Genomic DNA, 23,940 nt, shown 5'->3' on the forward strand with positions numbered 1-23,940 from the left:
GTCTTGTATGTCCTGTACGTGCGGTGACGGTAGCAGCCGGGCCGGGCCGCCCGGGGCGGCCGTGCCCGGGGCGTCGGAGCCGTAGGCTGTTTGCGTGCTCTTGCTCGCTCTGGATACCGCCACCCCAGCCGTCACCGTCGCCCTGCACGACGGCGAGGCCGTCATCGCCTCGTCGAGTCAGGTGGACGCGCGCCGCCACGGTGAGCTGCTGCTCCCGGCCGTCGACCGCGTCCTCGCCGACGCCGGGCTCACGCTCGACGCCGTCACGGGAATCGTCGTCGGCATCGGCCCCGGCCCCTACACCGGGCTGCGCGTCGGGCTGATGACCGCCGACACCTTCGGGCTCGCGCTCGGGGTGCCCGTGCACGGTGTGTGCACGCTGGACGGCCTCGCCTACGCCGCCGACCTCGACGGCCCCTTCGTGGTGGCCACGGACGCGCGGCGCAAGGAGGTGTACTGGGCGCGCTACGCCGACTCCCGCACCCGGGTCACCGGCCCGGCCGTGGACCGGCCCGCCGACATCGCCGACGAGGTGGCGGGGCTGCCCGCCGTCGGCGCCGGCGCGCTGCTCTACCCGGACACCTTCCCGTCCGCGCACGAGCCGGAGCACGTGTCCGCCGCCGCGCTCGCCTCGCTGGCCGCCGAGCGACTCGCGGCGGGCGTCGAACTCCCCGCGCCCCGGCCGCTGTACCTGCGCCGCCCCGACGCCCAGGTGCCCAAGAACTACAAGGTGGTCACCCCCAAGTGACCGAATCCGTGAGCCCTCGACTGCGCGAGATGCGCTGGTGGGACATCGATCCCGTGCTGGAGCTGGAGAAGGACCTCTTCCCCGAGGACGCCTGGTCCCGGGGCATGTTCTGGTCCGAGCTGGCACACGCGCGGGGGGCGGACGCGACCCGCCGGTACCTGGTGGCGGAGGTGACCGGTGCGGAGACCGGGAGCGGCGTCCGGGTCATCGGCTACGCGGGCCTCGCCACCACCGGCGAGCAGGCCGACATCCAGACCATCGCCGTCGCCCGCGACCACTGGGGCACCGGCCTCGGCGGCACTCTGCTGACCGAACTCCTCAGCGCGGCAAGCGAGTTCGAGTGCGCCGAGGTCATGCTCGAATGCCGCGTCGACAACGTCCGCGCGCAGAAGCTGTACGAGCGCTTCGGCTTCGCCCCCATCGGCTTCCGGCGCGGCTACTACCAGCCGGGCAACGTCGACGCCCTGGTGATGCGCCTGACCGACCCGTCAACTTCCGTACAAGGAACCGAGATCAATGGCTGACGAACCGCTCGTCCTCGGCATCGAGACCTCCTGCGACGAGACCGGCGTCGGCATCGTCCGCGGCACCACCCTGCTGGCGGACGCGATCGCGTCCAGCGTCGACGAACACGCCCGCTTCGGCGGGGTCGTCCCGGAGGTGGCGTCCCGCGCCCACCTGGAGGCGATGGTCCCGACGATCGAACGCGCGCTGAAGGACGCGGGCGTGAGCGCCCGTGACCTCGACGGCATCGCGGTCACGGCCGGCCCCGGGCTCGCGGGCGCCCTGCTCGTCGGTGTCACCGCGGCCAAGGCCTACGCGTACGCCCTGGGCAAGCCGCTCTACGGCGTGAACCACCTCGCCTCCCACATCTGCGTCGACCAGCTGGAACACGGCCCGCTGCCCGAGCCGACGATGGCGCTGCTGGTGTCCGGCGGCCACTCCTCGCTCCTCCTCTCCTCGGACATCACCTCGGACGTACGGCCGCTGGGCGCGACGATCGACGACGCGGCGGGCGAGGCCTTCGACAAGATCGCGCGTGTGCTGAACCTCGGCTTCCCTGGCGGGCCTGTCATCGACCGGTACGGGAAGGAGGGCGACCCGAAGGCGATCACGTTCCCGCGCGGGCTGACCGGTCCGCGCGACCCGGCGTACGACTTCTCCTTCTCCGGGCTGAAGACGTCCGTGGCCCGCTGGATCGAGGCGAAGCGGGCGGCGGGGGAGGACGTGCCGGTGCGCGATGTGTCGGCGTCCTTCCAGGAGGCGGTCGTCGACGTACTGACCCGCAAGGCCGTACGGGCCTGCAAGGACGAGGGCGTCGACCACCTGATGATCGGCGGCGGTGTCGCCGCCAACTCGCGGCTGCGGGCGCTGGCGGCGGAGCGCTGCGAGGCCGCCGGTATCCGGCTGCGCGTCCCGCGCCCGAAGCTGTGCACGGACAACGGCGCGATGGTCGCCGCGCTCGGTGCGGAGATGGTGGCCCGGAACCGGGTCCCCTCGGACTGGGACCTCTCGGCGGACTCGTCCCTGCCGGTGACCGACCCGCACGTGCCGGGTCACTCCCACGATCACGTGCACGAGGTCGGCAAGGAGAACCTGTACTCGTGACGACGGTCGCGTTGATGTGGGAGGCGCGGGCGGTCCCGGGGCGGGGGCATGAACTGCTCGCCTGGGCGCGGGAGCAGAAGCTCCCGGCCGAGCCGCTGCGCCGGGAGTTCCTCAGCGCCCCCCAGGACCGGGTCCTCGTCATCACGTGGTGGGACGCGGAGTACGACGCGGAGCTGCCCGAACTTCCCGAGCCGGAGGGGGAGTTGGTGAGCCGGGCGGTGCATCGGTGGCGGTTCGAGTCGGTGGGCGAATAACAAGAGTTTTGTTAAAATGGGGTCATGGCTGATTCTCCCGTGCCCGGCGAGGGACCCGTCCGCCCGGTGTCGGTGTCGCTCCACGAGGGCACCATCGCCGCCCTCAAGGCGCGCACCGGCAAGCGAGGCATGTCCGCCTACGTCGAAGCACTCATCCAGCGCCAGCTGGAGCGCGACCGGCTGCGTGAACTGATCGAGGACGCGGAAGCCGCGCACGGTCCGGTGGACCCGGCCGCAGTCGAGGCCAAGCGGGCCGCCCTGCGCGGTGGCTCGGCCGGCTCGGCCGACGCCGCGTGAGCGGCACGCTCGTCCTCGACTGCGAGGGCCTGTCCAAACTCGTCCGGCGCACTCCGGAACTCACCGAGTGGCTCGCTGCGGCCGAGGCCGAGGACATCCGCGTGGTCGTCAGCTCGGTGACCCTCGTCGAGGCCCGCGACCCCAGGACCCAGCAGGCCCGCTTCGACCACGCCGTCTCGCGTGTCAACGTCGTCCCGCCCAGCGAAGCAATCGCCCGCCAAGCGAGCAGGCTCCTCGCTTCGGCCGGTCTGCACGGGCACAAGTACGCTCTCGATGCGATCGTCGCCGCGACGGCGCTCGCCTCGCCCGCACCCGTCACGGTGCTGACCTCGGACCCCGAGGACCTTCGGGATCTCTGCGGTACCGGCGCCCATGTGATCAAGGTCTGACCTGCGGGCCGGTGTCACCCCTCCACCTGCACCTCCGTCTCACACCGCAGCCGCCGATCCGCCCCCAGCACGCGTTCCGGTCCCCTCAGCGTCACTCGTGTCGTATGCCGTACCTCCGCGCTGGAGACCCCCAACCTCAGCTCCAGCGCCCCCGGTTCGACCACCCGCCGCCCCGCACGGTCCGTGAACGCCGACAGGTCCGCGTGGAAGTGGAAGGTCACACGGGAGGCCTCGCCGGGCGCCAACTCCAGCCGCTGGTAAGCGATCAGGCGGACGTCCGGGCGGGTCACCGAGGCGACCGGGTCGTGCAGGTACAGCTGGACGACCTCCGTACCCGCGCGGTCGCCGGTGTTGGTGACGGTGAGTGCCAGGTCGTAGGAGCCGTCCGTGTCGATCACGGGGTCCGCCGGCGCCGACGCCTCCGCCTCCCACGCGAACGTCGTGTACGAGCGGCCGTGGCCGAAGGCGTACAGCGGGGTCGGGTCGAGGCTGCTGACCTCGTCGGCGAGGCCCAACGGGGGCTGGAGATACGTCCAGGGCTGGCCGCCCGGCACCTGCGGGACGCTCACCGGGAGCCGGCCGGACGGGTTGACGCGGCCCGACAGCACTCCCGCCACCGCCGGGCCGCCCTCCTCCCCCGGGAAGAACGCCTGGACCACCGCACCCAGGCGACCGTGCCAACGGCCCAGCGCGTAGGGGCGGCCGGTGAGCAGGACCAGCACCACCGGGACACCCGTCGACACGAGCGCGTCCAGCAAGTCCGCCTGGACACCGGGGAGTTGGAGGTCCGCCACATCGCAGCCCTCGCCCGACGTACCGCGTCCGAACAGGCCCGCGCGGTCGCCGAGCACCGCCACGCACACATCCGCCTCCGCCGCCCGCGCGACCGCCTCCTCGAAACCGGAGATGTCCGGGTCGGAGACATCACACCCCTCCGCGAACGTCACCTTGGCGTCCGGGAGTTCGGCCCGCAGCGACTCCAGCACCGTGGGGATGCCGATGCCCATCGGCACCTCGGGGTGGTGGACGCCCACATGGGACGGGAAGGAGTAGCAGCCCAGCATCGCCAACGCGTCCGTCGCCCTCGGGCCGACCACCGCGATCCTCGCCTCCGGAGGCAGCGGCAGCAGTCCGTCCGGGTTGTCGAGCAACACCACTGACTCCTCCGCGAGTTGGCGGGCCAGGGCGCGGTTCGCCGCCGAGTCGAGGTCGATCCGCCCGGTCGGCTCCGGCGACCAGTCCTCGTCCAGGAGTCCCAACTCGGCCTTCTGCAACAGCACTCGACGCGCCGCCCGCTCGACCAGCGCCTCCGGGACCTCCCCCGCCCGCACCGCCTCCACCAACGGCTTCCCGTAGCACTTCAACGTCGGCAGCTCCACGTCGATCCCCGCCGCCAGCGCCGCGTGCGCGGCCTGCGCCGGGCTGCCCGCCACCCGGTGGAGCGTCTCCAGGAAGCCGATGCCGAAGTAGTCGGCGACCACTGTCCCCGTGAACTCCCAGTCGTCACGCAGGAGTTCGGTCAGCAGGCGCGGATCCGCCGACGCCGGGACACCGTCCGTCTCGTTGTACGCGGCCATCACCGAACGCGCCCCGCCCTCCCGCAGCGCCATCTCGAACGGCGGCAGCACCACGTCCGCGAACTCCCGCACCCCGGCCCGCACCGGCGCCAGATTCCGCGCCCCCACCGAGGACGCGTACCCGGCGAAGTGCTTCAGCGTCGCGACGACCCCGGCCGACTCCAGCCCCCGCACATACGCGGCACCGATCGTCCCCACCAGGTACGGATCCTCGCCGATCGTCTCCTCGACCCGGCCCCAGCGCGGATCCCGTACGACGTCCAGGACCGGGGCGAGACCCTGGTGGACGCCGGCCGCGCGCAGGTCGGCGCCGATGTGCCGGGCCATCTCCTCGACCAGCGGCGGATCGAAGCTCGCGCCCCACGCCAACGGCACCGGGTACGCCGTCGCGCCCCACGCGGTGAACCCCGCCAGGCACTCCTCGTGGGCGACCGCCGGGATGCCGAACCGGCCCGCCGCCGCGATCCGCCGTTGCGCGCGGGCCAGCGCCTGCGCGCCCAACTCCGGGTCCACCGGCGCCGTACCGAAGGAACGGGTCAGCTGGCCCAGGCCCTGGGTGATCAGTTCGTCCCAGTCGTAGTCCGAGGTCATCTCCCGTTGCAGCGGGGCGACTCCCTCGCCGTCCGTGTCGGCGCCCACCCACACGCCGTACAGCTGGGCGGTCTTCTCCTCCAGGGTCATCCGGGCGAGCAGGTCGTCGACGCGGGCGGCGGCGGGCAGGGCGGGGTCGCGCCAGGGGGCGGTGGTCATGAAACTCCGTTCGGAAAAGGTGAGGTGGGGCAGCTCACTTGCCGCCCACGCCCATCAGGCCGCCGATCAGGGCGCGCCGGGCCACCAGGTAGACGGCGAAGATCGGGATGCCGGAGAGGACGACAGAGGCGAGCAGGGCCGGGATGTTCACGCCGAACTGGCTGACGTAGTTGAAGAGTCCGAGGGTGAGGACGCGGGGGCCGTCGGACTGGGTGAAGATCAGCGGGAAGAGGAAACCGTTCCAGGCCTGGAGCGCCGTGTAGATGACGACCGTGCTGATACCGCCCTTGGTCAACGGGATGACCAGCTGGAACAGCATCCGGGTCGCCGAGGCGCCGTCGAGTGCCATCGCCTCGTACAGGTCCTCGGAGATGTCCCGCAGCGTGCCGGTCAGGATCAGCACGGAGACCGGCATCGCGAAGGCCGCCGTCGGCAGGATGACGGCCAACAGGCTGTCGTAGAGGTTGAGTTTGGCGATCATCAGGTAGAGGGGGACCACGACCGCCTGGGCCGGAATCGCGACTCCCAGCAGGAACAGGCGGAAGGCCGCGCCAGACCAGACCGTCTTTGTGCGTACGGCCACGTAGGCGAGCGGCACGCACAGCACGAGCACGATTCCCACGACCGCCGCCGCCACGAGGGCCGTGTTGGCGAGGAAGTGACCGAAGCCGTTGTGCAGGACGGTGTTGTAGTTGGCGAAGGTCGGATCGGTGGGCGGCTTCAGGGCGTTGTTGCCGAGGGCCTTGTCCTGGCGGGTGAGCGAGGCCGAGATCATCGCGTAGATCGGGACGATGACGACGGCGAGCCAGAGGAGGGAGCCCAGCCCGGCGAGGGGGTTGGGGCGCCTGCTCCAGTGCCGGCGCCTGCGGGTCGGCCGCTCCGGCACGGGTTCCTCCGCCGTCTTCACCGGACGCGGCAACGTGTCGTGTGACACTCCGTCACATCCCTTCGCGGGTACTGCGCATGGCGCCGAAACCGGTGAGCCGGACCAGCACGAGGGACAGCGCGGTGGCGGCGACGACCAGGAAGGTCGCGATCGCGCTCGCGTAGCCGAAGTCGTAGCTCTTGAAGCCGGCTTCGTACATCAGGTACGGCAGGATCGCCGTGTCCGTGCCGGGGCCGCCCTGGGTGAGGATCAGGACGGTCTCGAAGTAGGTGAGCGAGCCGACGATCATCAGCACGCTGGAGGTCGTGGCCGTGTTGCGGAGCTGGGGCAGCGTGATCGAGAAGAACTGCCGGTAGCGGCCCGCGCCGTCGATCGCCGCTGCCTGGTAGAGGACTTCGGGGATCTGTCGGGCCCCGCCCTGGTAGATCAGGGTGTGGAAGGGGATGAACTGCCAGCCCCCGACGAACACGATCGCGAGAAACGCACCACTCGTCGAGCCGAGCGTGTCCTGGTGGATGACCCCGAAGTTCGGGTCGAGCAGCGCGTAGAAGAGCAGCGCGATGGCGGTCGAGGAGAGCAGGAACGGCACGAAGAAGATCGCGGAGAGGATAGCCCGGTTGCGCTGCCGCCCGGCCGCCCAGACCCCGAGGAGCAGGGAGACCACTGTCTGGAACGCCCAGCTCGTCACCGTCAACAGGACGGTCACGGTGAGGGATTGGGTGAGCCGATCGTCGTGCAGCAGCTTCTGCCAGTTGGCGAACCCGACGGGCTTCGGGTCCCCGAGCCCGTTCCAAGTGGTGAAGGAGAGATACACGGCGAGAACCATGGGGGCCACTGCGAAGAAGACAAAAAAGAGGACCCCGGGCACAGCCCAACCGACGTGAGGTGCAGCGCCCTCATAGGGGCGCGGGGAACTGCGCGACCTCACTTCAACCCCTTGAGCGCCGACACGAACTGCGCCGGCGAACTCTTCCCCACGAACAGCTTGTTGATCTCCGTCAGCATCGGCGTCGACACAGCCGGATCCACCGCCTGATCCCAGCTCAACGTGAACGCCGGTGCCTGCTGCACGAGTTGGTACTGGAACTTGGCGAACTCCGGGTTGGGCGAGGAGTCCAGCAACTTCTCCGCGTTGGCGGTGGTCGGAATGTCCCCGTTGGCGACGAGATCCTTCGCGTACGCCTCCGACGCACAGTCCCGCAGAAACGCGATCGCCGCGTCCTTGTTGCCCGTACGGGCGTTCACGGACCAGTAGTTGGTGGGATTGCCGACCACGTTACGGATATCGCCCGAGCCGCCTTCGTACTTCGGGAAGGCGGACCACCCCAGATTGTTCTTGGCGAAGTCGGGGAACTTGCCGAGCTGCGTCGAGTACTCCCACGACCCCATCAGATGCATCGCCGCCTTGCCCTTGGCGAACACCGCGGGCGCACCCCCGTTGACGTACGACACGGAACTGAAGCCCTTGCCGAAGGCGCCGTCGTCGATCAACTGCTTCACCGTCTCGGCGGCCTTGAGGACAGCCGGGTCGCCCCAACCGGACGCGTCACCGTTCTTGATCTTGTCGAAGACATCGGGACCGCCGATCCGGTCGACCAGATACTCCAGCCACATCAACTCGGGCCAGATATCCGCGCCCCCGAGCGCGAACGGAGTGATGTTCGCGGCCTTCAGCTTCTTGTTGATGTCGAGCAACTCGGCCCAGGTGGTGGGCGGCTGGAGCTTCTGCGCGGCGAAGACCGACTTGTTGTAGAAGAGGATCACCGGCTGCATGCCGCGCATCGGTATGCCGTAGTTCTTGCCCTTGAGCGCGCCCGCCGCGAGCACCGACGGCAGGAAGCCGTTTGCCAGGACCGGGTCGCCCTTGATGGTCGCGGTGAGGTCGACCAGCTGGTTGGCCTCCTGGTACGCCTTGATCGAACCGCCGCCCCAGTTGAAGAAGACGTCCGGCGCGTTCGGTGAGCCCATCGCCGTGCGCAGCTTGGCCGGGTAGTCGGTGCCGGGCACCTTCTCCAGCTTGATCTTGCCCTTGGCCTTCTTGGCCGCGGCCGACGCGTTGAACCGGGTGACGGCCTTGACCTGCACCTTCGCCGCGTCGTCGCCGTAGGTGAAGGCGGTGACCGTGCTGCTGCTGCCGGTGCTGTCACTGGAGCCGCAGGCCGTGAGCCCGGTGGTGAGCAGGGTGGTGGCACCGGCGCCGAGCACCCAGCGCCTGCTGAACGTACGCCCGCCGTTGGACGTGTTGGGCTCCATGGACAGCACCTCTCGTGCGAATGTTTCGAGCCGTTCTACGAATGTTCCGGGAACGTAAGGCGCGCGAAGGGGTTCGTCAAGGGGTCGCGCAGGGATACGATCGCCGCCATGACAGCCCCGGATTCCGCCGAAACCCAGATGGCACGTCGGCCGACCCAGACCGCGACCCTGGCCGAGATCGCCCGCGAGGCCGGAGTCTCGGCTCCGACTGTTTCGAAGGTCCTCAACGGCCGCGCCGACGTCGCCCCCGCCACCCGCACCCGCGTCGAGGACCTGCTGCGCGCCTACGGCTACCGGCGCCGCCGTGCCGAGGCGACCCGCTCACCGCTGATCGACCTGGTCTTCCACGAGCTGGAGAGCGCCTGGGCGCTGGAGGTCATCCGGGGCGTGGAGAACGTGGCGCGCGACGCCGGGCTGAGCGTGGTGCTGAGCGAGAGCGCGGGACGGCTGGTCCCCGGCCGCACCTGGGCCGACCAGGTCGCCGCCCGCCGCCCGCACGGTGTGATCCTGGTCCTCTCCGGGCTCGACGAGTCGCAGCGCGCGCTGCTGACCAGCCGTTCCATCCCGTTCGTGGTGATGGACCCGGCCGGCGACCCGGGCGCGGACGTGCCGTCGATCGGCGCGACGAACTGGCAGGGCGGCCTCGCCGCCACCCGGCACCTGGTCGAGCTGGGCCACACCCGGATCGGCGCGATCAGCGGACCCTCGCGGATGATGTGCAGCCGCGCCCGTGTGGACGGGTACCGGGCCGCGCTGGAGACGGCCGGGCTGCCGGTCGACGCCTCGCTGATCGTCACCGGCGACTTCCACCACGAGGCCGGCTACCGGCTCGGCCTCGATCTGCTGCGCCGCCCGGACCGGCCCACCGCCGTCTTCGCCGGCAACGACCTCCAGGCCCTCGGCCTGTACGAGGCCGCGCGCGAACTCGGGCTGCGCATCCCGGAGGACCTGAGCGTGGTCGGCTTCGACGATCTGCCGGTCGCCCGCTGGGTGGGCCCGCCGCTGACGACCGTACGACAGCCCCTCACCGAGATGGCCGAGGCGGCGGCGAAGCTGGTGCTCGACCTCGCGCGCGAGGAGGAGACCTCGGCGGCACGGCGGGTGGAGCTGGCGACGAGCCTGGTGGTGCGCAGCAGTACGGCTCCGCCGACGCCGTCGGCTCCCTGACGCGGGCGGTACGGCGGTTTCCGGTTCCGCGCGTGACGCCGGTGGCCGGAAGATGACGTATTGACGAGTGGGGTGAGCCGCCCCACACTCCTCCGAAGCCAATCGGTTGCACAACCGAAACTTTCGGAGGCACCCGCATGAGATCTCTGAGAACCGGCGTGTCCCTGGCGGCCCTGTTCACGGGCGCCGTCATGCTCTTCGCGGCACCCACCGCGCACGCCGCCGACACCCCGCTGCGCGACCTCGCCGCCGCGAAGGGCAAAGTCGTCGGCACCGCGGTCACCGGCTCCAAGCTCACCGGCAGCTACGGCGACATCGCCGGCGCCCAGTTCAGCTCGCTCACCCCCGGCAACGCCATGAAGTGGGGGACCGTGGAGCCGACGCAGGGCAGTTTCAACTGGTCGGAGGCGGACCAGATCGTGGCCTTCGCGCAGGCCCACAACCAGCAGGTGCGCGGCCACACCCTGGTCTGGCACAGCCAGAACCCGAGCTGGCTGACGAACGGGACATGGACGTCCGCCCAGCTCGGCAGTCTGCTGCAGAACCACATCAGTACCGAAGTCGGCCGCTACAAGGGCGAGATCGCCGCCTGGGACGTGGTCAACGAGCCGTTCAACGAGGACGGCACCTACCGCTCGACGCTCTGGTACAACGGCCTCGGCGCCAACTACATCGCCCAGGCGCTGACTTGGGCGCACGCCGCCGACCCGGCCGCCAAGCTCTACATCAACGACTACAACGTCGAGGGCGTCAACGCGAAGTCCACCGCCCTGTACGACCTGGTCAAGTCCCTGAAGGCGGCGGGCGTTCCGATCGACGGGGTCGGCCTCCAGGCCCACCTCGTCCTGGGGCAGGTTCCGGCCACCCTCCAGCAGAACATCCAGCGCTTCGCCGACCTGGGCGTCGACGTGGCGATCACCGAACTCGACGTACGGATGGCACTCCCGGCGGACAGCGCGAAACTCGCCCAGCAGAAGGCCGACTTCAACAGCGTGGCCGCCGCCTGCGCGGCCGTCACCCGCTGCGTGAACATCACCGTCTGGGGCTTCACCGACGCCGACTCCTGGGTGCCGAGCACCTTCCCGGGCTACGGGGCGGCGACGCCGTACGACGAGAACTACGCGCCGAAACCGGCGTACTACGGCATCGCCGAGGCGCTCGGCGGCACCCGGTCCACGACCGGCTGCGCGGCGACGTACAGCGTGACCAGCCAGTGGAACACCGGATTCACCGGGCAGGTGACCATCGCCTGCTCCGGCAACGCGCTGTCGTCCTGGAAGGCGACCTGGACGTACGGCGCCGGCCAGCAGCTCACCCAGTCCTGGAACGCCACCTGCACCCAGTCCGGGACCGCTGTGACCTGCGCGAACGCCACCTACAACGGCACGGTCCCGGACGGCGGCTCGGTGAGTTTCGGGTTCAACGCGTCCTGGACCGGAAGCAACCCGGTACCGGTGATGACCTTGGGATGAGGGAGGCGAGGGAGGCGAGGGGGGTGAAACGGGGCTGAGAACCGTGAGATTTTCCGCAGAAAACCGTCTCGCGCCGTCTCCCCTAACTTTCTCCTAATAATTCGGACTTACGTTCCTCCCCGTGACGGACACAGAGAACGCCGACGACGACAGACGAGTGGGCCGGCGATCCAGAGTGCTGAAGATCGCCGGCCTCACTCTGGCGGGTGCCCTCGTCCTGGGCGTCGCCACGGCGGGCTGGGCCTACTGGCACCTCAACAACAACATCAAGAGCGTCGACATCGACAGCGCGCTCGGCACGGGCCGCCCCGCGAAGGCGGTGACCACCCCCTCCGCCGCGGCCTCCGCGTCCGCCTCCCCCGTGCCGACCGGCTCCGTGAACATCCTGGTCCTCGGCTCGGACTCGCGCAGCGGCAAGGAGAACAAGGCGCTCGGCGGCGGCGACAGCTCCGGCGCCCGCTCCGACACGGCGATGGTCGTGCACCTCGACGCGGGCCGCAAGAAGGCCACGATCGTCAGCATCCCGCGCGACACGCTCGTCACCCGGCCGTCCTGTCCGCTGTCGTCGGGCGGTTCGACGTCGGTGGCGTACAACGCGATGTTCAACAGCGCGTATTCGGTGGGCGGCCCGGTCTGCGCGGTCAAGACGGTCGAGTCGATCACGGACGTCCGCATGGACCACTACATAGAGATCGACTTCGCGGGCTTCGCGAAACTGGTCAACGCGCTGGGCGGTGTCACCGTGACGACCACCGAGGACATCGACGACAACGACAGCCACCTGCACCTCAAGAAGGGCACCCACCACCTCAACGGCAAGCAGGCCCTGGCGCTCGCCCGCACCCGGCACGGCATAGGCGACGGCAGCGACCTCGGCCGCATAGGTCTCCAACAGATGCTCGTGAAGGCCCTGTTGGAACAGATCGCCTCCCACGACCTGCTCACCGACCCCGCCAAGCTCTACGAGGTCACCGACGCCGTCACCGACAGCCTCACCACCGACACCGGCCTCGACTCCCTGAGCGAACTGATCAGCCTCGGCGAGAGCCTGAAGGGCCTGTCGGCGGACGCGGTGAAGACGGTGACGATGCCGGTCGTCACGGCACCGTCCGACCCCAACCGGGTGGTCGCGAAGGAACCGGCGGCGAGTGATCTGTGGAAGTCGCTGAAGTGACCGGCGACTACAACCAAAGCGCGCCCTGAGCGGTCTCGTGCGGTGAAGTGTCACCGTAACGAGGGGGTAGCCCGGTGTTCTCCGCGCGTTCGTACGTCCGTTGGGCGGGACCGCTCGCAATGGGCCTTGCAGTACTGGGAGTTGCGCCGTCGTCCGCGCACGCGACGGCGGCCCCCGTCCACGACGACTTCAACGGCGACGGCTACCAGGACCTTGTCGTGGGCGCGCCCCGGGCCACCGTCGGCGGTCTGGGCCGAGCGGGCGAGGTGGCCGTGATGTACGGCGGCCCGCACGGCCTCTCGACCGGCCGACGGACCGTCATATCCCGTGCCACCAGCGGCATTCCGGGCAGCCCGGTCAAGGGGGAGGACTTCGGGGGGCAGGTGTCGAAGGGCGACCTGAACGGTGACGGGTACGCGGACCTGGTGATCGGCGTGGGATCGGCGGCCGGCAGCGCGGTGATCGTCTGGGGCGGCCCGCACGGCCTGTCCGGTACGGGCACGTCGATCCCCGCCTCCAACACCCAGACCGGCGACTTCGACGGCGACGGCAGGCTGGACCTGGCCCTGTTCCGCACCGGATACAGCCAGATGGACGACCCGTCCGGTACGACGGGAACGCTCTGGAAGGGCCCGGTCACCCGCACCGGCAAGCCGTCCGGGACCACCGCCATCGACCCCGGCGGATACCTCGGGGTCATCGACGTCTGGGACGGCAGCACCGGGGACGTCAACGGCGACGGCCGCGACGACCTGGCACTGGAGGCGTACTGCGGCGAGGGCAACTTCTGCGTCGAGTTGTACGTCGGTTCGCCCTCGGGTCTGGTGCGCGGCGGCGAGGACCCGCTGCGCGGCTCGGTCGCGGCGCTGGGCGACGTCAACGGCGACGGTTACGACGACCTGGTCAGCGGGGACCCGGGGAACGAGCGGATCGTGGTGGCGAACGGCTCGGCGAGCGGCCTCGCCCCGGCCGCCACCTGGAAGTCGTACACGCAGAACACCCCCGGTGTACCGGGCGCGAAGGAGGAGGGCGACGGCTTCGGGGCGGCGGTGGCCGTCGGCGACATCACCGGCGACGGCATCGACGACGTGGCCGTGGGCGCGCCGGCCGAGAGCCTCGGCTCCGTCAGGGGCGCGGGCGTGATCGACGTCCTGCACGGCACCCGCACCGGCCCGACGGGCGCCGGCGCCCAGGCCATCACCCAGAACACCCCTGGAATTCCCGGCACTTCGGAACGCGACGACGCCTTCGGCGCCACGGTCCACCTCCTCGACACCAACGCCAACGGCCACGCCGACCTGGCGACCGCGGCGCCCAACGAGAACGGCGGGGACGGGGCCGTGTGGGAGCTGCGGGGGCGCGCGTCGGGGATCGTGGCGGACGCGGCGCTCGCCTTCGGCGGGAAGGCGATCGGGGCGGCCTACGCGAAGGCGGGGTTCGGGTACGAACTCAAGTAGTACGGGTCGTACGGGTCGTACGGGTCGTACGGGCCGAGCGTCCGGCATCCGCCCCGGCCTGCGGACATCCGCCCCGACCTGCGGAAACGGGCACCCGGGAGAATTCTTCGGGGAATTCCGGCGAGTGTGTCGATCCGGCGCCCCCTCGTTCGACGCATGGTTGGAAGGCCGGGAAGGACCCGGCCGCCGCCCGACCCGAGGAGTCACCATGCCCCGCTACCTCTCCCTCGTGCAGATCGACGAGAAGACCGCCCCCGCCGAGGGCCCCAGCCCCGAGCTGATGCAGCGCATGGGCGAGCTGATCGAGGAGATCACCAAGGCCGGGGTGATGCTCGACACCGCCGGCCTCACCCCGACCGCGCAGGGCGCCCGCGTCCACTGGGAGGGCGGCAGGATCTCCGTGACCGACGGCCCCTTCACCGAGTCCAAGGAGGTCGTCGGCGGCTACGCGCTCATGCAGTGCAAGGACATGGCCGAGGCGATCGAGTGGACGAAGCGGTTCCTGAAGGTGCACGAGGAGTTCTGGACGGTGACGTGCGAGGTGCGGGAGATCGCGGAGGGCTGAGCCCGGCCTGTGGGCCTTCCTTGGCCTGAGGGCACCGGAGGTGTTCGATGGTGGGTTGTGGAACCGGAAGCACAACCCACCGCCTCGCCCGCCACCGCCATGGAAACCTCCAGGGAATCCGCCATGGACACCTCCCTGGCAACCGCCCTGGAGACCGTCTTCCGCATCGAGTCCCCGCGCATCATCGCCGCCGTCGCCCGCATAGTCCGCGACATCGGCATCGCGGAAGAACTCGCGCAGGACGCGCTGGTCGCCGCCCTTGAGCAGTGGCCGAGGGACGGCGTGCCCGACAACCCGGGCGCCTGGCTCATGGCGACGGCCAGGCACCGCGCCGTCGACCTGATCCGGCGCCGGGAGAACTACGCCCGCAAACTCCAGGAGATCGGCCGCACCCTGGAGACGACCGCCCCGCCCGAGGAGCCCTCCGCCCCCGACGACATCGACGACGACCTCCTGCGCCTGGTCTTCACCACCTGCCACCCGGTCCTGTCCCCGGAGGCCCGCACCGCCCTCACCCTCCGCCTCCTCGGCGGCCTGACCACCCCCGAGATCGCCCGCGCGTTCCTCGCCCCCGAACCGACGATCGCCCAGCGCATCGTCCGCGCCAAACGCACCCTGGCCACCAGGAACATCGCCTTCGAGGTCCCCTACGGCCCCGACCGCGAGGCCCGCCTCGGCTCCGTCCTCGACGTCATCTACCTCATCTTCAACGAGGGTTACGCGGCGACGGCGGGCGACGACTGGCTCCGCCCGGGCCTCTGCGAGGACGCGCTCCGCCTGGCCCGCCTCCTGGCCGGCCTGATGCCGAAGGAACCCGAAGTGCACGCCCTGGCCTCCCTGTTGGAGTTCCAGGCCGCCCGCTCGGCCGCCCGCACCGCCCCGAACGGCGACCCCGTCCTCCTCAAGGACCAGAACCGCCGCCGCTGGAACCGCCTCCTCGTCGCCCGGGGCATCACCGCCCTCGGCCGCGCCGACACCACGTCCACCGGCGCCCCCGGCCCCTACGCCCTCCAGGCCGCCATCGCCGCCTGCCACGCCCACGCGTACACCTACGACGAGACCGACTGGCCGACCATCGCCACCCTGTACGGCCTCCTCGCCACCCGATCCCCGTCCCCGGTGGTCGAGTTGAACCGCGCGGTGGCCGTCTCGATGGCGGAGGGCCCGGCCCCGGCCCTGGAGATCGTCGACACCCTCGCCGCCGAACCCGCCCTGCGCGACTACCACTTGCTGCCCAGCGTCCGCGGCGACCTGCTCCTCCGCCTCGGCCGTACGGCGGAGGCGAAGGCGGAGTTCGCACGAGCGGCGGGGTTGGCGCGCAACGAACGCGAACGCCAACTCCTGCTGCGCAGAGCCGAAGAGGCGACCTAGGGCTGTCCGGCGGATCCTGTCGCAGACGCGGGGGCTGGCACGCCCACCTGCGGCGCTCCGCGTCGCCGCCCGCCTCCGCCTTGCAGGTGGACGCACCAGACCCCGCTCACCGGCAACGATCAGGCCCCGCGTCTTCCCTGCGACCCGACCCGCCGGACAGGGCCTGGACCGGCCGCCCGATCAGCATCGTCGGCGCCCCCGCCACCCGAGTGAGGAACACCGTCGCCGAGTTGGGTCCCTGGGGCTTGACCTTCCGCCGCAGTTCCTCCGGCTCGACGGCCGACCCCCGCTTCTTCACGGTGAGGATGCCCACCTCCCGCTCCCGCAGCAACGCCTTCAACTTCTTCACGCCGAACGGGAGTTGATCGGTGATCTCATAGGCGGAGGCGTACCCGGTCGGCCGTAGTCCGTCCGCCGTGACGTACGCGATGGTCTCGTCGACGAGCCCGCCGCCGACCTCCTCCGCCACCTCGGCGACGAGATGCGCGCGGATGACGGCGCCGTCGGGCTCGTACAAGTACCGCCCCACGGAACGGACTTCGGGGTCGGGCAGTCCCCGTCCGTGCAGAACTCGCGGTCCGGGCAGGAGAGTTGCGCGCACGGCCCCCGGCCGCACCCCGGTACCGAACCACAGCACCGCCTCCTTCACGTCCCCCCCGTCCGAGATCCACTCCGCCTCGGCCTCCGCGGGGATCGCCTCGTGCGGCACCCCGGGTGCGATCTTCAGCGCGGCGACCCGGGCCGTCGTAGCGGCCCCCACGGCCCAGGACAGCGGCGGCGAGTACGCCTCGGGATCGAAGATGCGCCCCCGGCCGCCCCGCCGTGCGGGATCGACGAACACGGCGTCGTACGCGGACGTGTCCACCTCCGTCACATCCGCCTCCCGGACCTCGATCAGGTCGGCCAGGCCCAGCGCCTCCGCGTTCGCGCGGGCCACCGCGACCGTCAGCGGGTCGCGGTCCACGGCCAGTACGCGCACCCCCGCCCGCGCCAGCGCGATCGCGTCGCCGCCGATTCCGCAGCAGAGGTCGGCGACGGAGGTCACGCCCATGGCGAGCAGCCGGCCGGCGCGGTACGTGGCGACGCTCGCCCGGGTCGACTGTTCGAAGCCGTTCGGGGTGAAGAACATGCGTGAGGCGTCGTCGAGGGCGAACTTCGCCACCGCCGCCCGCTGCCGCAGCCGTTCCTGCCCGAGCGCCGCCGAGACGAGTTCGGCGGGGTGCTCGCGGCGCAGCCGGGTGGCGACGGCGAGTTCCTTGGCCGGGTCGGTGCCGCGGACCTCGTCGAGGAGGGCGCGGCCCTCGGGGGTGAGCAGGGCGGCGAAGGCGAGTACGGGGTCGTTCACCCGGTCATTGTGGGCCAGTCGGTGGACGGTGTGCCTCCGCCGGCGGTGTCTTCGCGGTGTCGGCGCGGGATCGTGGCCGGGGCCTGAAAGGATCCGACCCCATGCGAGTAGTCGTACAAAATGACATCAATCGGGCGCACGGGAGCCGCGGAACCCGAGGTCGGAGGACGGGCGCCCGTGGCGCGCTCGCCGCCCTCACGCTCGCCGCCGTCGTCTCCGGCTGCACCCAGCCCGGCGCCGAGAAGGCCGTTCCCCCGGCCCACGGCGCGCAGCCCCTGCACGCGCCCCCGGCCCGCGCGCTGGACTCCTACGCGAGCAGGCTGCGCGCCGCCTACGCGGCCCGGGTCGCCGCGGCGAAGCGCTGGGGGCTGGCGAAAGTGCCCCTCCAGGCCCCGCCGGCCCCGGCGCACAAGCCGGAGATCACCGCGCGCAAGGGATTCGAGGTGGACGACCAGGAGGAACTGAACCTCCCGCCGGTCTTCACCACCATCCCCACCAAGCAGAAGATCGTGTTCCTCACCATCGACGACGGCGAGGAGAAGGACCCCGCGTTCCTGCGGATGATGAGCGACCTGAAGATCCCGTACACGGCCTTCCTCAGCAACTACCTGGTGAAGGACGACTACGGCTACTTCCGGAAGATGCAGTCCGAGGGCCACACGGTCAACAACCACACCCTCACGCACCCGTACCTGCCCGGCCTCTCCTACGCCGAGCAGAAGCGCGAGATCTGCGGCATGCAGGCCGTCATGAAGAAGCAGTTCGGCAAGGCCCCGACGGTCTTCCGGCCGCCCTACGGCAACTACAACCACGACACCCTCGTCGCCGCCAAGTCCTGCGGCATCAAGTACGCCCCGATCTGGGACGAGGAGGTGTACGTCGACCACTGGGAGTACCGCGAGGACGACCAGGAGCTGCACCCCGGCGACATCGTCCTGACCCACTTCCGGGGCCGCGCGGACTGGAAGGGCACGATGGTCGACGACATGCGCCGCTTCCTCGGCAAGGTCACGGCCGAGGGCTACGCGGTGGCCCGCCTAGAGGACTACCTGTGAGGCTCGCGAACCTGCGGACACCGGTGGCCGTCGCCCTGGCGGCCACCCTTCTCACCGGCTGCGCCCAGTCCGTCGACCCCATCGAACGGCTGGGCAAGAAGGCCGCCCAACGCGTGCACCCGCACGGCCCGTCCCGCGAACAGCCGTACCGCCACTGGGGTTTGACCGCTCCACTTGCCCCCGCCCCCAAACCCTCCCCCCTCCAGGCCCCCCGCTCGGCGGGCCCGGACCTCCCGCCCGTCGTGGACCACGTCCGCACCCACGACAGGGTCGTCTTCCTGACCTACGACCACGACGCGGGCGCGCGCCGGGACCCGAGGTTCGCGGAAATGGTCCGCGAACTACGCCTGCCCGTCACCGAGTTCGGCACGACACCGGACCACCGCCACTTCACCGGCCGCCCGTACGCCGCCCAACGCACCGAGATCTGCGGCCGGCATCCCCGCCCCGACTCCCGGCATCCCCGCCTCAACTCCCGGCTGCTCAGGCCCCCTTACGGCACCTACGACACGACGACCCTCCGCGCGGCAGCCGACTGCGGCATCTCCGCACTGGTCCTGTGGCGGGCCTCCACGACAGCCGGCGCCCTGACCTACACCCAAGGCCCCCACCGCCTCGCCCCCGGCGACATCGTCCGCCTCGCCCCGACCGCCGGCACGGCCCGACTGCTGCGCCGCATCCAGGAGCGGGGGCTGACGGTGGGCCGCTTGGAGGACTACCTGTAGTTCGAGCTGTAGTTCGAGTGCGGAGCCTTGCGGGTCCTTTCGGGCGCCGGTGGGCAATCCCAGCCCGTCCGGCGCTTGAGGACGAGGCCGTCCAGGCCGAAGCGGGGGTCTGGGGGCGCGGCCCCCCGGGACGGCAACACCAAGACAGGCCCACCACAGAGCCCAGGGCACCTGAAAAATTCCGCTCCAGCGCCGCGGGCATTGGCACTCCGCTTGACCGAGTGCTAATCGCAGTCATAGTCTCAGGTCTGGCACTCCCCCCTGGAGAGTGCCAATAGCGACGGGCAGGTCCGGCACCCGCGACGACGGATCCACCTGGTCGCCACCTCAGACAGTTAACCCCGTGAGATCTCCGAAGGGGGAGGTCGGATCGTGACGACCACCAGCTCCAAGGTTGCCATCAAGCCGCTTGAGGACCGCATTGTGGTCCAGCCGCTCGACGCCGAGCAGACCACGGCCTCTGGCCTGGTCATCCCGGACACGGCCAAGGAGAAGCCCCAGGAGGGCGTCGTCCTGGCCGTTGGCCCGGGCCGCTTCGAGAACGGCGAGCGTCTTCCGCTCGACGTCAAGACCGGCGACATCGTGCTGTACAGCAAGTACGGCGGCACCGAAGTGAAGTACAGCGGCGAGGAGTACCTCGTCCTCTCGGCCCGCGACGTGCTCGCGGTCATCGAGAAGTAATTCGCTTCACATTCTGTATGTGAGCTACGCCCCTGGCCCCCGCGACCTTATGAAGCCGGGCGTCAGGGGCGTAGTTCGTTTCACCCACGTTTTCCGAGAGGGCTGAACCGCTCCCATGGCGAAGATCCTGAAGTTCGACGAGGACGCCCGTCGCGCCCTCGAGCGCGGCGTCAACAAGCTTGCCGACACGGTCAAGGTGACGATCGGCCCCAAGGGCCGCAACGTCGTCATCGACAAGAAGTTCGGCGCCCCCACCATCACCAACGACGGTGTCACGATCGCCCGCGAGGTCGAGCTCGACGACCCGTACGAGAACCTCGGTGCCCAGCTGGTGAAGGAGGTGGCGACCAAGACCAACGACATCGCGGGTGACGGCACCACCACCGCCACCGTGCTCGCCCAGGCGCTCGTACGCGAGGGCCTGCGCAACGTCGCCGCCGGCGCCTCCCCGGCCTCCCTGAAGAAGGGCATCGACGCCGCCGTCAAGGCCATCTCCGACGAGCTGCTCGCCACCGCGCGCCCGATCGACGACAAGGCCGACATCGCGGCCGTCGCCGGTCTGTCCGCGCAGGACAGCCAGGTCGGCGAGCTCATCGCCGAGGCGATGGACAAGGTCGGCAAGGACGGTGTCATCACCGTCGAGGAGTCCAACACCTTCGGTCTGGAGCTGGACTTCACCGAGGGCATGGCCTTCGACAAGGGCTACCTGTCGCCGTACTTCGTGACGGACCAGGAGCGCATGGAAGCGGTCCTCGAGGACCCGTACATCCTCATCCACCAGGGCAAGATCAGCTCCATCCAGGACCTGCTGCCGCTGCTGGAGAAGGTCATCCAGGCCAACGCCTCCAAGCCGCTGCTGATCATCGCCGAGGACGTCGAGGGCGAGGCCCTGTCGACCCTGGTCGTGAACAAGATCCGCGGCACGTTCAACGCGGTCGCGGTCAAGGCCCCCGGCTTCGGCGACCGCCGCAAGGCGATGCTCGGCGACCTCGCCACCCTCACCGGCGGTCAGGTCATCGCCGAGGAGGTCGGCCTCAAGCTCGACCAGGTCGGCCTGGACGTGCTGGGCTCCGCCCGCCGCGTGACGGTCACCAAGGACGACACGACCGTCGTCGACGGTGCCGGCGACTCCTCCGAGGTCGCGGGCCGCGTCAACCAGATCAAGGCCGAGATCGAGAACACCGACTCCGACTGGGACCGCGAGAAGCTCCAGGAGCGCCTCGCGAAGCTGGCCGGCGGCGTGTGCGTGATCAAGGTCGGCGCCGCCACCGAGGTGGAGCTGAAGGAGAAGAAGCACCGTCTGGAGGACGCCATCTCCGCGACCCGCGCCGCGGTCGAGGAGGGCATCGTCTCCGGTGGTGGCTCCGCTCTGGTGCACGCCGCCAAGGTCCTGGAGGGCAACCTCGGCAAGACCGGCGACGAGGCCACCGGTGTCGCGGTCGTGCGCCGCGCGGTCGTCGAGCCGCTGCGCTGGATCGCCGAGAACGCCGGCCTGGAGGGTTACGTCATCACCGCCAAGGTCGCCGAGCTCGAGCAGGGCCAGGGCTTCAACGCCGCGACCGGCGAGTACGGCGACCTGGTCAAGGCCGGCGTCATCGACCCGGTCAAGGTCACCCGCTCCGCCCTGGAGAACGCCGCCTCCATCGCCTCCCTCCTCCTCACGACCGAGACCCTGGTCGTCGAGAAGAAGGAAGAGGAGGAGCCGGCCGCCGGTGGTCACAGCCACGGCCACTCCCACTGAGTCACCCCGCACGAAGAAGCCCCCGTTCCGGTGCGGAACGGGGGCTTCTCCCTTCGCGGGCGGTCCTGTGGCCGGGGCCCTGCTCAGCGCTCCAGCCCGTCCAGCGCCCCCAGTTGAGCCATCAGCCCCAGCCGGTCGTACTGCCACCAGGCCTCGGCGATCCGGCCGTCGTCAGCGCACCGGTGGATCGTCACGCCGGTCATGACGACGCGTTTCCCGGTCGCCGGGAGCCCCATGAAGTCGCCGGTGTGGGTCGCGTTCCAGGTCCACCGCGTGCACACCCGGTCGCCCTCGGAGATCTGGTCCTCGATCACGAAGCCGAAGTCGAACCCGCTCCGCCACGTCCCGACCACGCGCCGCAGCTCGGCCACCCCGACGGTGTCCTGCTCGTTGGACGGATCGTGGTCGCGATAGTCCTCGGCGACCAGATCGTCCAGCGGCGGCAGTTCGCCCGGCACGGCGGCCGTCTCGAAGAACCGCCGTGCGGTGGCCGCGTACAGCGCCTCGTCCCGCACCACGTCCAGGTCGGTGAACGTCGGCGTCTCGTCGCACAGGGCGACCATCTCCCGGAATATCCGGTCGGTCTCCGGCAGCTTCGAGTTCCGCATCGCCTCCTCGTACGAGGGGAACTCCACGATCTCCACGAAGTGCGAGGCGTCGGAGCGGTCCTTGCCGATCACGCTGTGGGCGGCGGTCCGCTTCCCTTTGGTCTGCTCGACCCAGGTGTCCATCAGCCGGTTCATCTCGTCGAACCGGCTGGTCTTGCAGTCGATGAGCTGTACGAACGTCATGACACCGCCTCCGGCCCCCCTGGGTCCGGTAGATGAGCCCATTGTCCCACCGGAGCGGCGCCCTCACCCCGTCACTGCGGCCCGTACTTCCGCCCGGTCTTCGACGTGATCCCGCCCAGCACCGCCTGCGGAGTGATCTTCACCAGGCCCATCAGCGCCTTGTAGCGCGGGTCCGGGATCGACAGCGACTTGCCGCGCGCCAGATCCGCGAGCGCCGCCGCGACCAGCTTGTCCGCGTCCAGCCACATCCAGTTCGGGATGTTGTCCGTGCCCATCCCGGCCCGCTCGTGGAACTCGGTCCGCACGAACCCGGGCGCCAGCGCCATCAGCCGTACGCCCGTACCGGCCAGGTCCTTCGCCGCGCCCTGCGTGAACTGCACCACCCACGCCTTCGACGCGCCGTACGTCCCGCGGGGAACGAAGGCCGCCACCGACGCCACGTTGACGACACCGCCGCGCCCGCGTTCCCGCATCGCCTCGGTCGCCGCGCCGGTCAGCCGCAGCACGGCCTCGCAGTGCACCTTGAGCATCTTCAGCTCGTCGGCCATCGGTACGTCGAGATAGCGGCCCTTGTTGCCGAAGCCCGCGTTGTTGACCAGCAGGTCGACGGGGTTCTTGCGGTCGGCGAGGCGGGCGGCCACCGTCTCGATGCCCTGGTCCGTGGCCAGGTCGGCGGTCAGCACCTCCGCCTCGATGCCGTGCCGGTCGTGCAGTTCGGTCGCCTGCTCCCCGAGCCGCGCGGTGTTCCGCGCCACCAGCACGAGGTTGTGTCCGTCCGCCGCGAGCCGCCGCGCGAAGGCGGCACCGATCCCCGCGGTCGATCCCGTAATCAATGCCGTTGTCATGGCGCAAGATTAGTGACCCGGAGCGGGCGGGCCCGATCTCTGCACAGGCCCTCCCGATCCGTGACGCACACGTGTCGAACAACGTGTCGAACAAGCCGTGACGGCAGGTCAGCCCGCGTACTCCGCGACATACTTCCGCGCCTGCGCCAGCGCCTCCGGATGCAGCGCCTCGCCCGCCGGGAGCAACCGCGGCAGCAGCTCCCGCTCGGTCGTCACGGCCCGGAACTGCAGGGCCACCGTCACGTCGTGGGCGGGCCGGTGCACGATCTCGATCGCGTCCCCCGCCCGGATCTCACCGGGTTCGATCACCCGCAGATACGCCCCCGGCGCCCCCTTCAGGGTGAACCGCCTCACCCACCCCCGCTCGCCCAGATGGTCCTGGAACGTACGGCACGGAATCCGCCCGCAGGTGACCTCCAGAACCACCTCGGGCCCGATGCGCCAGCGCTCGCCGATCCGCGCGCCGGACACGTCGAGACCCTGGGTCGTCAGGTTCTCCCCGAAGGAGCCACTGGCCAGCGGGCGCCCCAACTCCCGCTCCCAGTCGTCGAGATCCTCGCGCGCGACCGCGTAGACCGCCTGGTCGTCGCCGCCGTGGTGCCGCCGGTGACACACCGCGTCCCCGGCCAGCCCGCTCCCGGCGACGCCCTTCGGCCCGGGCGCGCTCACCCGTACGGCCGCGCCGGTCGGCCGCTTGTCGATGCCCGTCACACCGTCCGGCTGGTCCGTGTACGGCACGGCCGTGGCGCGCCCCAGATTCAGCGAGAGAAGCTTCATGGAGGCACGGTA

The 23,940-nt window shown here is 70.5% G+C and carries 24 protein-coding genes; 16 read left to right on the plus strand and 8 right to left on the minus strand.

Going from position 1 to position 23,940, the window contains the following annotated elements; all coding sequences use genetic code 11:
- The first annotated feature begins 94 nt into the window (after positions 1-94).
- From tsaB to ACIQBL_RS01485, 6 genes are read left to right on the plus strand one after another with little or no spacing between them, the layout of a single operon-like run.
- Positions 95-748 carry a tRNA (adenosine(37)-N6)-threonylcarbamoyltransferase complex dimerization subunit type 1 TsaB gene (tsaB, locus tag ACIQBL_RS01460; protein WP_401935563.1) on the plus strand — a complete coding sequence of 218 codons (654 nt, stop codon included), beginning with the start codon at positions 95-97 and terminating at the stop codon, positions 746-748.
- Complete coding sequence (gene rimI / locus ACIQBL_RS01465) at positions 745-1,272, plus strand: ribosomal protein S18-alanine N-acetyltransferase (protein WP_401935565.1); 528 nt, start codon at positions 745-747, stop codon at positions 1,270-1,272. Before tsaB ends, rimI begins: the two co-directional genes overlap by 4 nt.
- Positions 1,265-2,356 carry a tRNA (adenosine(37)-N6)-threonylcarbamoyltransferase complex transferase subunit TsaD gene (tsaD, locus tag ACIQBL_RS01470; protein ID WP_401935567.1) on the plus strand — a complete coding sequence of 364 codons (1,092 nt, stop codon included), beginning with the start codon at positions 1,265-1,267 and terminating at the stop codon, positions 2,354-2,356. Before rimI ends, tsaD begins: the two co-directional genes overlap by 8 nt.
- Before the next feature lie 14 nt (positions 2,357-2,370).
- The gene (locus ACIQBL_RS01475) at positions 2,371-2,610 is read left to right on the plus strand and encodes a hypothetical protein (protein ID WP_401936984.1); all 240 of its coding nucleotides are present in this window, start codon (positions 2,371-2,373) and stop codon (positions 2,608-2,610) included.
- 24 nt (positions 2,611-2,634) lie between these two features.
- Positions 2,635-2,907, plus strand: coding sequence for a hypothetical protein (locus ACIQBL_RS01480; RefSeq protein ID WP_401935568.1), 273 nt, complete (start codon positions 2,635-2,637; stop codon positions 2,905-2,907).
- The gene (locus ACIQBL_RS01485) at positions 2,904-3,296 is read left to right on the plus strand and encodes a type II toxin-antitoxin system VapC family toxin (protein ID WP_401935570.1); all 393 of its coding nucleotides are present in this window, start codon (positions 2,904-2,906) and stop codon (positions 3,294-3,296) included. The genes ACIQBL_RS01480 and ACIQBL_RS01485 overlap by 4 nt, the downstream gene beginning before the upstream one ends.
- A 14-nt stretch (positions 3,297-3,310) precedes the next feature.
- On the opposite strand, the gene ACIQBL_RS01490 is transcribed toward ACIQBL_RS01485, so the two are convergent.
- From ACIQBL_RS01490 to ACIQBL_RS01505, 4 genes are read right to left on the minus strand one after another with little or no spacing between them, the layout of a single operon-like run.
- On the minus strand, positions 3,311-5,623 hold the full coding sequence (locus tag ACIQBL_RS01490; RefSeq protein WP_401935572.1) for a glycoside hydrolase family 3 N-terminal domain-containing protein: 2,313 nt from the start codon (positions 5,621-5,623) through the stop codon (positions 3,311-3,313).
- 34 nt (positions 5,624-5,657) lie between these two features.
- The gene (locus ACIQBL_RS01495) at positions 5,658-6,557 is read right to left on the minus strand and encodes a carbohydrate ABC transporter permease (RefSeq protein WP_401935574.1); all 900 of its coding nucleotides are present in this window, start codon (positions 6,555-6,557) and stop codon (positions 5,658-5,660) included.
- A 4-nt stretch (positions 6,558-6,561) separates the two neighbouring features.
- On the minus strand, positions 6,562-7,437 hold the full coding sequence (locus tag ACIQBL_RS01500; RefSeq protein ID WP_401935576.1) for a carbohydrate ABC transporter permease: 876 nt from the start codon (positions 7,435-7,437) through the stop codon (positions 6,562-6,564).
- A complete protein-coding gene (locus ACIQBL_RS01505) occupies positions 7,434-8,762 on the minus strand; it encodes an ABC transporter substrate-binding protein (RefSeq protein WP_401935578.1) in 1,329 nt (442 codons plus the stop codon). Before ACIQBL_RS01505 ends, ACIQBL_RS01500 begins: the two co-directional genes overlap by 4 nt.
- A 108-nt stretch (positions 8,763-8,870) precedes the next feature.
- Between ACIQBL_RS01505 and ACIQBL_RS01510 the strand changes: the two genes are divergently transcribed.
- The 6 genes from ACIQBL_RS01510 to ACIQBL_RS01535 all read left to right on the plus strand — a co-directional run bounded on the left by ACIQBL_RS01510 (position 8,871) and on the right by ACIQBL_RS01535 (position 15,968).
- Positions 8,871-9,929, plus strand: a complete 1,059-nt coding sequence (locus ACIQBL_RS01510) for a LacI family DNA-binding transcriptional regulator (RefSeq protein WP_401935580.1) — start codon at positions 8,871-8,873, stop codon at positions 9,927-9,929.
- Between the two features lie 137 nt (positions 9,930-10,066).
- Positions 10,067-11,401 carry an endo-1,4-beta-xylanase gene (locus ACIQBL_RS01515; RefSeq protein WP_401935582.1) on the plus strand — a complete coding sequence of 445 codons (1,335 nt, stop codon included), beginning with the start codon at positions 10,067-10,069 and terminating at the stop codon, positions 11,399-11,401.
- Positions 11,402-11,522: 121 nt separating this feature from the next.
- Entirely contained in the window at positions 11,523-12,575 is a 1,053-nt protein-coding gene (locus ACIQBL_RS01520) for an LCP family protein (protein ID WP_401935584.1), read from the plus strand.
- A 119-nt stretch (positions 12,576-12,694) separates the two neighbouring features.
- On the plus strand, positions 12,695-14,032 hold the full coding sequence (locus ACIQBL_RS01525) for an FG-GAP-like repeat-containing protein (RefSeq protein ID WP_401935585.1): 1,338 nt from the start codon (positions 12,695-12,697) through the stop codon (positions 14,030-14,032).
- 208 nt (positions 14,033-14,240) lie between these two features.
- Positions 14,241-14,597 carry a YciI family protein gene (locus tag ACIQBL_RS01530; protein WP_366316481.1) on the plus strand — a complete coding sequence of 119 codons (357 nt, stop codon included), beginning with the start codon at positions 14,241-14,243 and terminating at the stop codon, positions 14,595-14,597.
- Between the two features lie 99 nt (positions 14,598-14,696).
- Positions 14,697-15,968 carry an RNA polymerase sigma factor gene (locus tag ACIQBL_RS01535; protein ID WP_401935587.1) on the plus strand — a complete coding sequence of 424 codons (1,272 nt, stop codon included), beginning with the start codon at positions 14,697-14,699 and terminating at the stop codon, positions 15,966-15,968.
- Positions 15,969-16,074: 106 nt separating this feature from the next.
- Here ACIQBL_RS01535 and ACIQBL_RS01540 read toward each other — a convergent pair whose 3' ends face one another.
- Positions 16,075-17,313, minus strand: a complete 1,239-nt coding sequence (locus tag ACIQBL_RS01540) for a methyltransferase domain-containing protein (protein ID WP_401935589.1) — start codon at positions 17,311-17,313, stop codon at positions 16,075-16,077.
- A 101-nt stretch (positions 17,314-17,414) separates the two neighbouring features.
- Between ACIQBL_RS01540 and ACIQBL_RS01545 the strand changes: the two genes are divergently transcribed.
- The 4 genes from ACIQBL_RS01545 to groL all read left to right on the plus strand — a co-directional run bounded on the left by ACIQBL_RS01545 (position 17,415) and on the right by groL (position 21,515).
- Positions 17,415-18,368 (plus strand): polysaccharide deacetylase family protein, encoded by a 954-nt coding sequence (locus ACIQBL_RS01545; protein ID WP_401935590.1) that lies wholly within the window; start codon positions 17,415-17,417, stop codon positions 18,366-18,368.
- On the plus strand, positions 18,365-19,093 hold the full coding sequence (locus ACIQBL_RS01550) for a hypothetical protein (protein ID WP_401935592.1): 729 nt from the start codon (positions 18,365-18,367) through the stop codon (positions 19,091-19,093). Before ACIQBL_RS01545 ends, ACIQBL_RS01550 begins: the two co-directional genes overlap by 4 nt.
- A 372-nt stretch (positions 19,094-19,465) precedes the next feature.
- Positions 19,466-19,774, plus strand: coding sequence for a co-chaperone GroES (groES, locus tag ACIQBL_RS01555; RefSeq protein ID WP_401935594.1), 309 nt, complete (start codon positions 19,466-19,468; stop codon positions 19,772-19,774).
- A 115-nt stretch (positions 19,775-19,889) separates the two neighbouring features.
- A complete protein-coding gene (gene groL / locus ACIQBL_RS01560; protein ID WP_401935596.1) occupies positions 19,890-21,515 on the plus strand; it encodes a chaperonin GroEL in 1,626 nt (541 codons plus the stop codon).
- Positions 21,516-21,598: 83 nt separating this feature from the next.
- On the opposite strand, the gene ACIQBL_RS01565 is transcribed toward groL, so the two are convergent.
- The 3 genes from ACIQBL_RS01565 to ACIQBL_RS01575 all read right to left on the minus strand — a co-directional run bounded on the left by ACIQBL_RS01565 (position 21,599) and on the right by ACIQBL_RS01575 (position 23,928).
- Complete coding sequence (locus tag ACIQBL_RS01565) at positions 21,599-22,306, minus strand: ester cyclase (protein WP_401935598.1); 708 nt, start codon at positions 22,304-22,306, stop codon at positions 21,599-21,601.
- Between the two features lie 71 nt (positions 22,307-22,377).
- Positions 22,378-23,151, minus strand: coding sequence for an SDR family NAD(P)-dependent oxidoreductase (locus ACIQBL_RS01570; RefSeq protein WP_401935600.1), 774 nt, complete (start codon positions 23,149-23,151; stop codon positions 22,378-22,380).
- A gap of 108 nt (positions 23,152-23,259) precedes the next feature.
- Positions 23,260-23,928 carry an MOSC domain-containing protein gene (locus tag ACIQBL_RS01575; protein WP_401935602.1) on the minus strand — a complete coding sequence of 223 codons (669 nt, stop codon included), beginning with the start codon at positions 23,926-23,928 and terminating at the stop codon, positions 23,260-23,262.
- Positions 23,929-23,940: the final 12 nt, after the last annotated feature.

The sequence above is a fragment of the Streptomyces sp. NPDC088350 genome (assembly GCF_044753545.1).
Classification (GTDB): domain Bacteria; phylum Actinomycetota; class Actinomycetes; order Streptomycetales; family Streptomycetaceae; genus Streptomyces.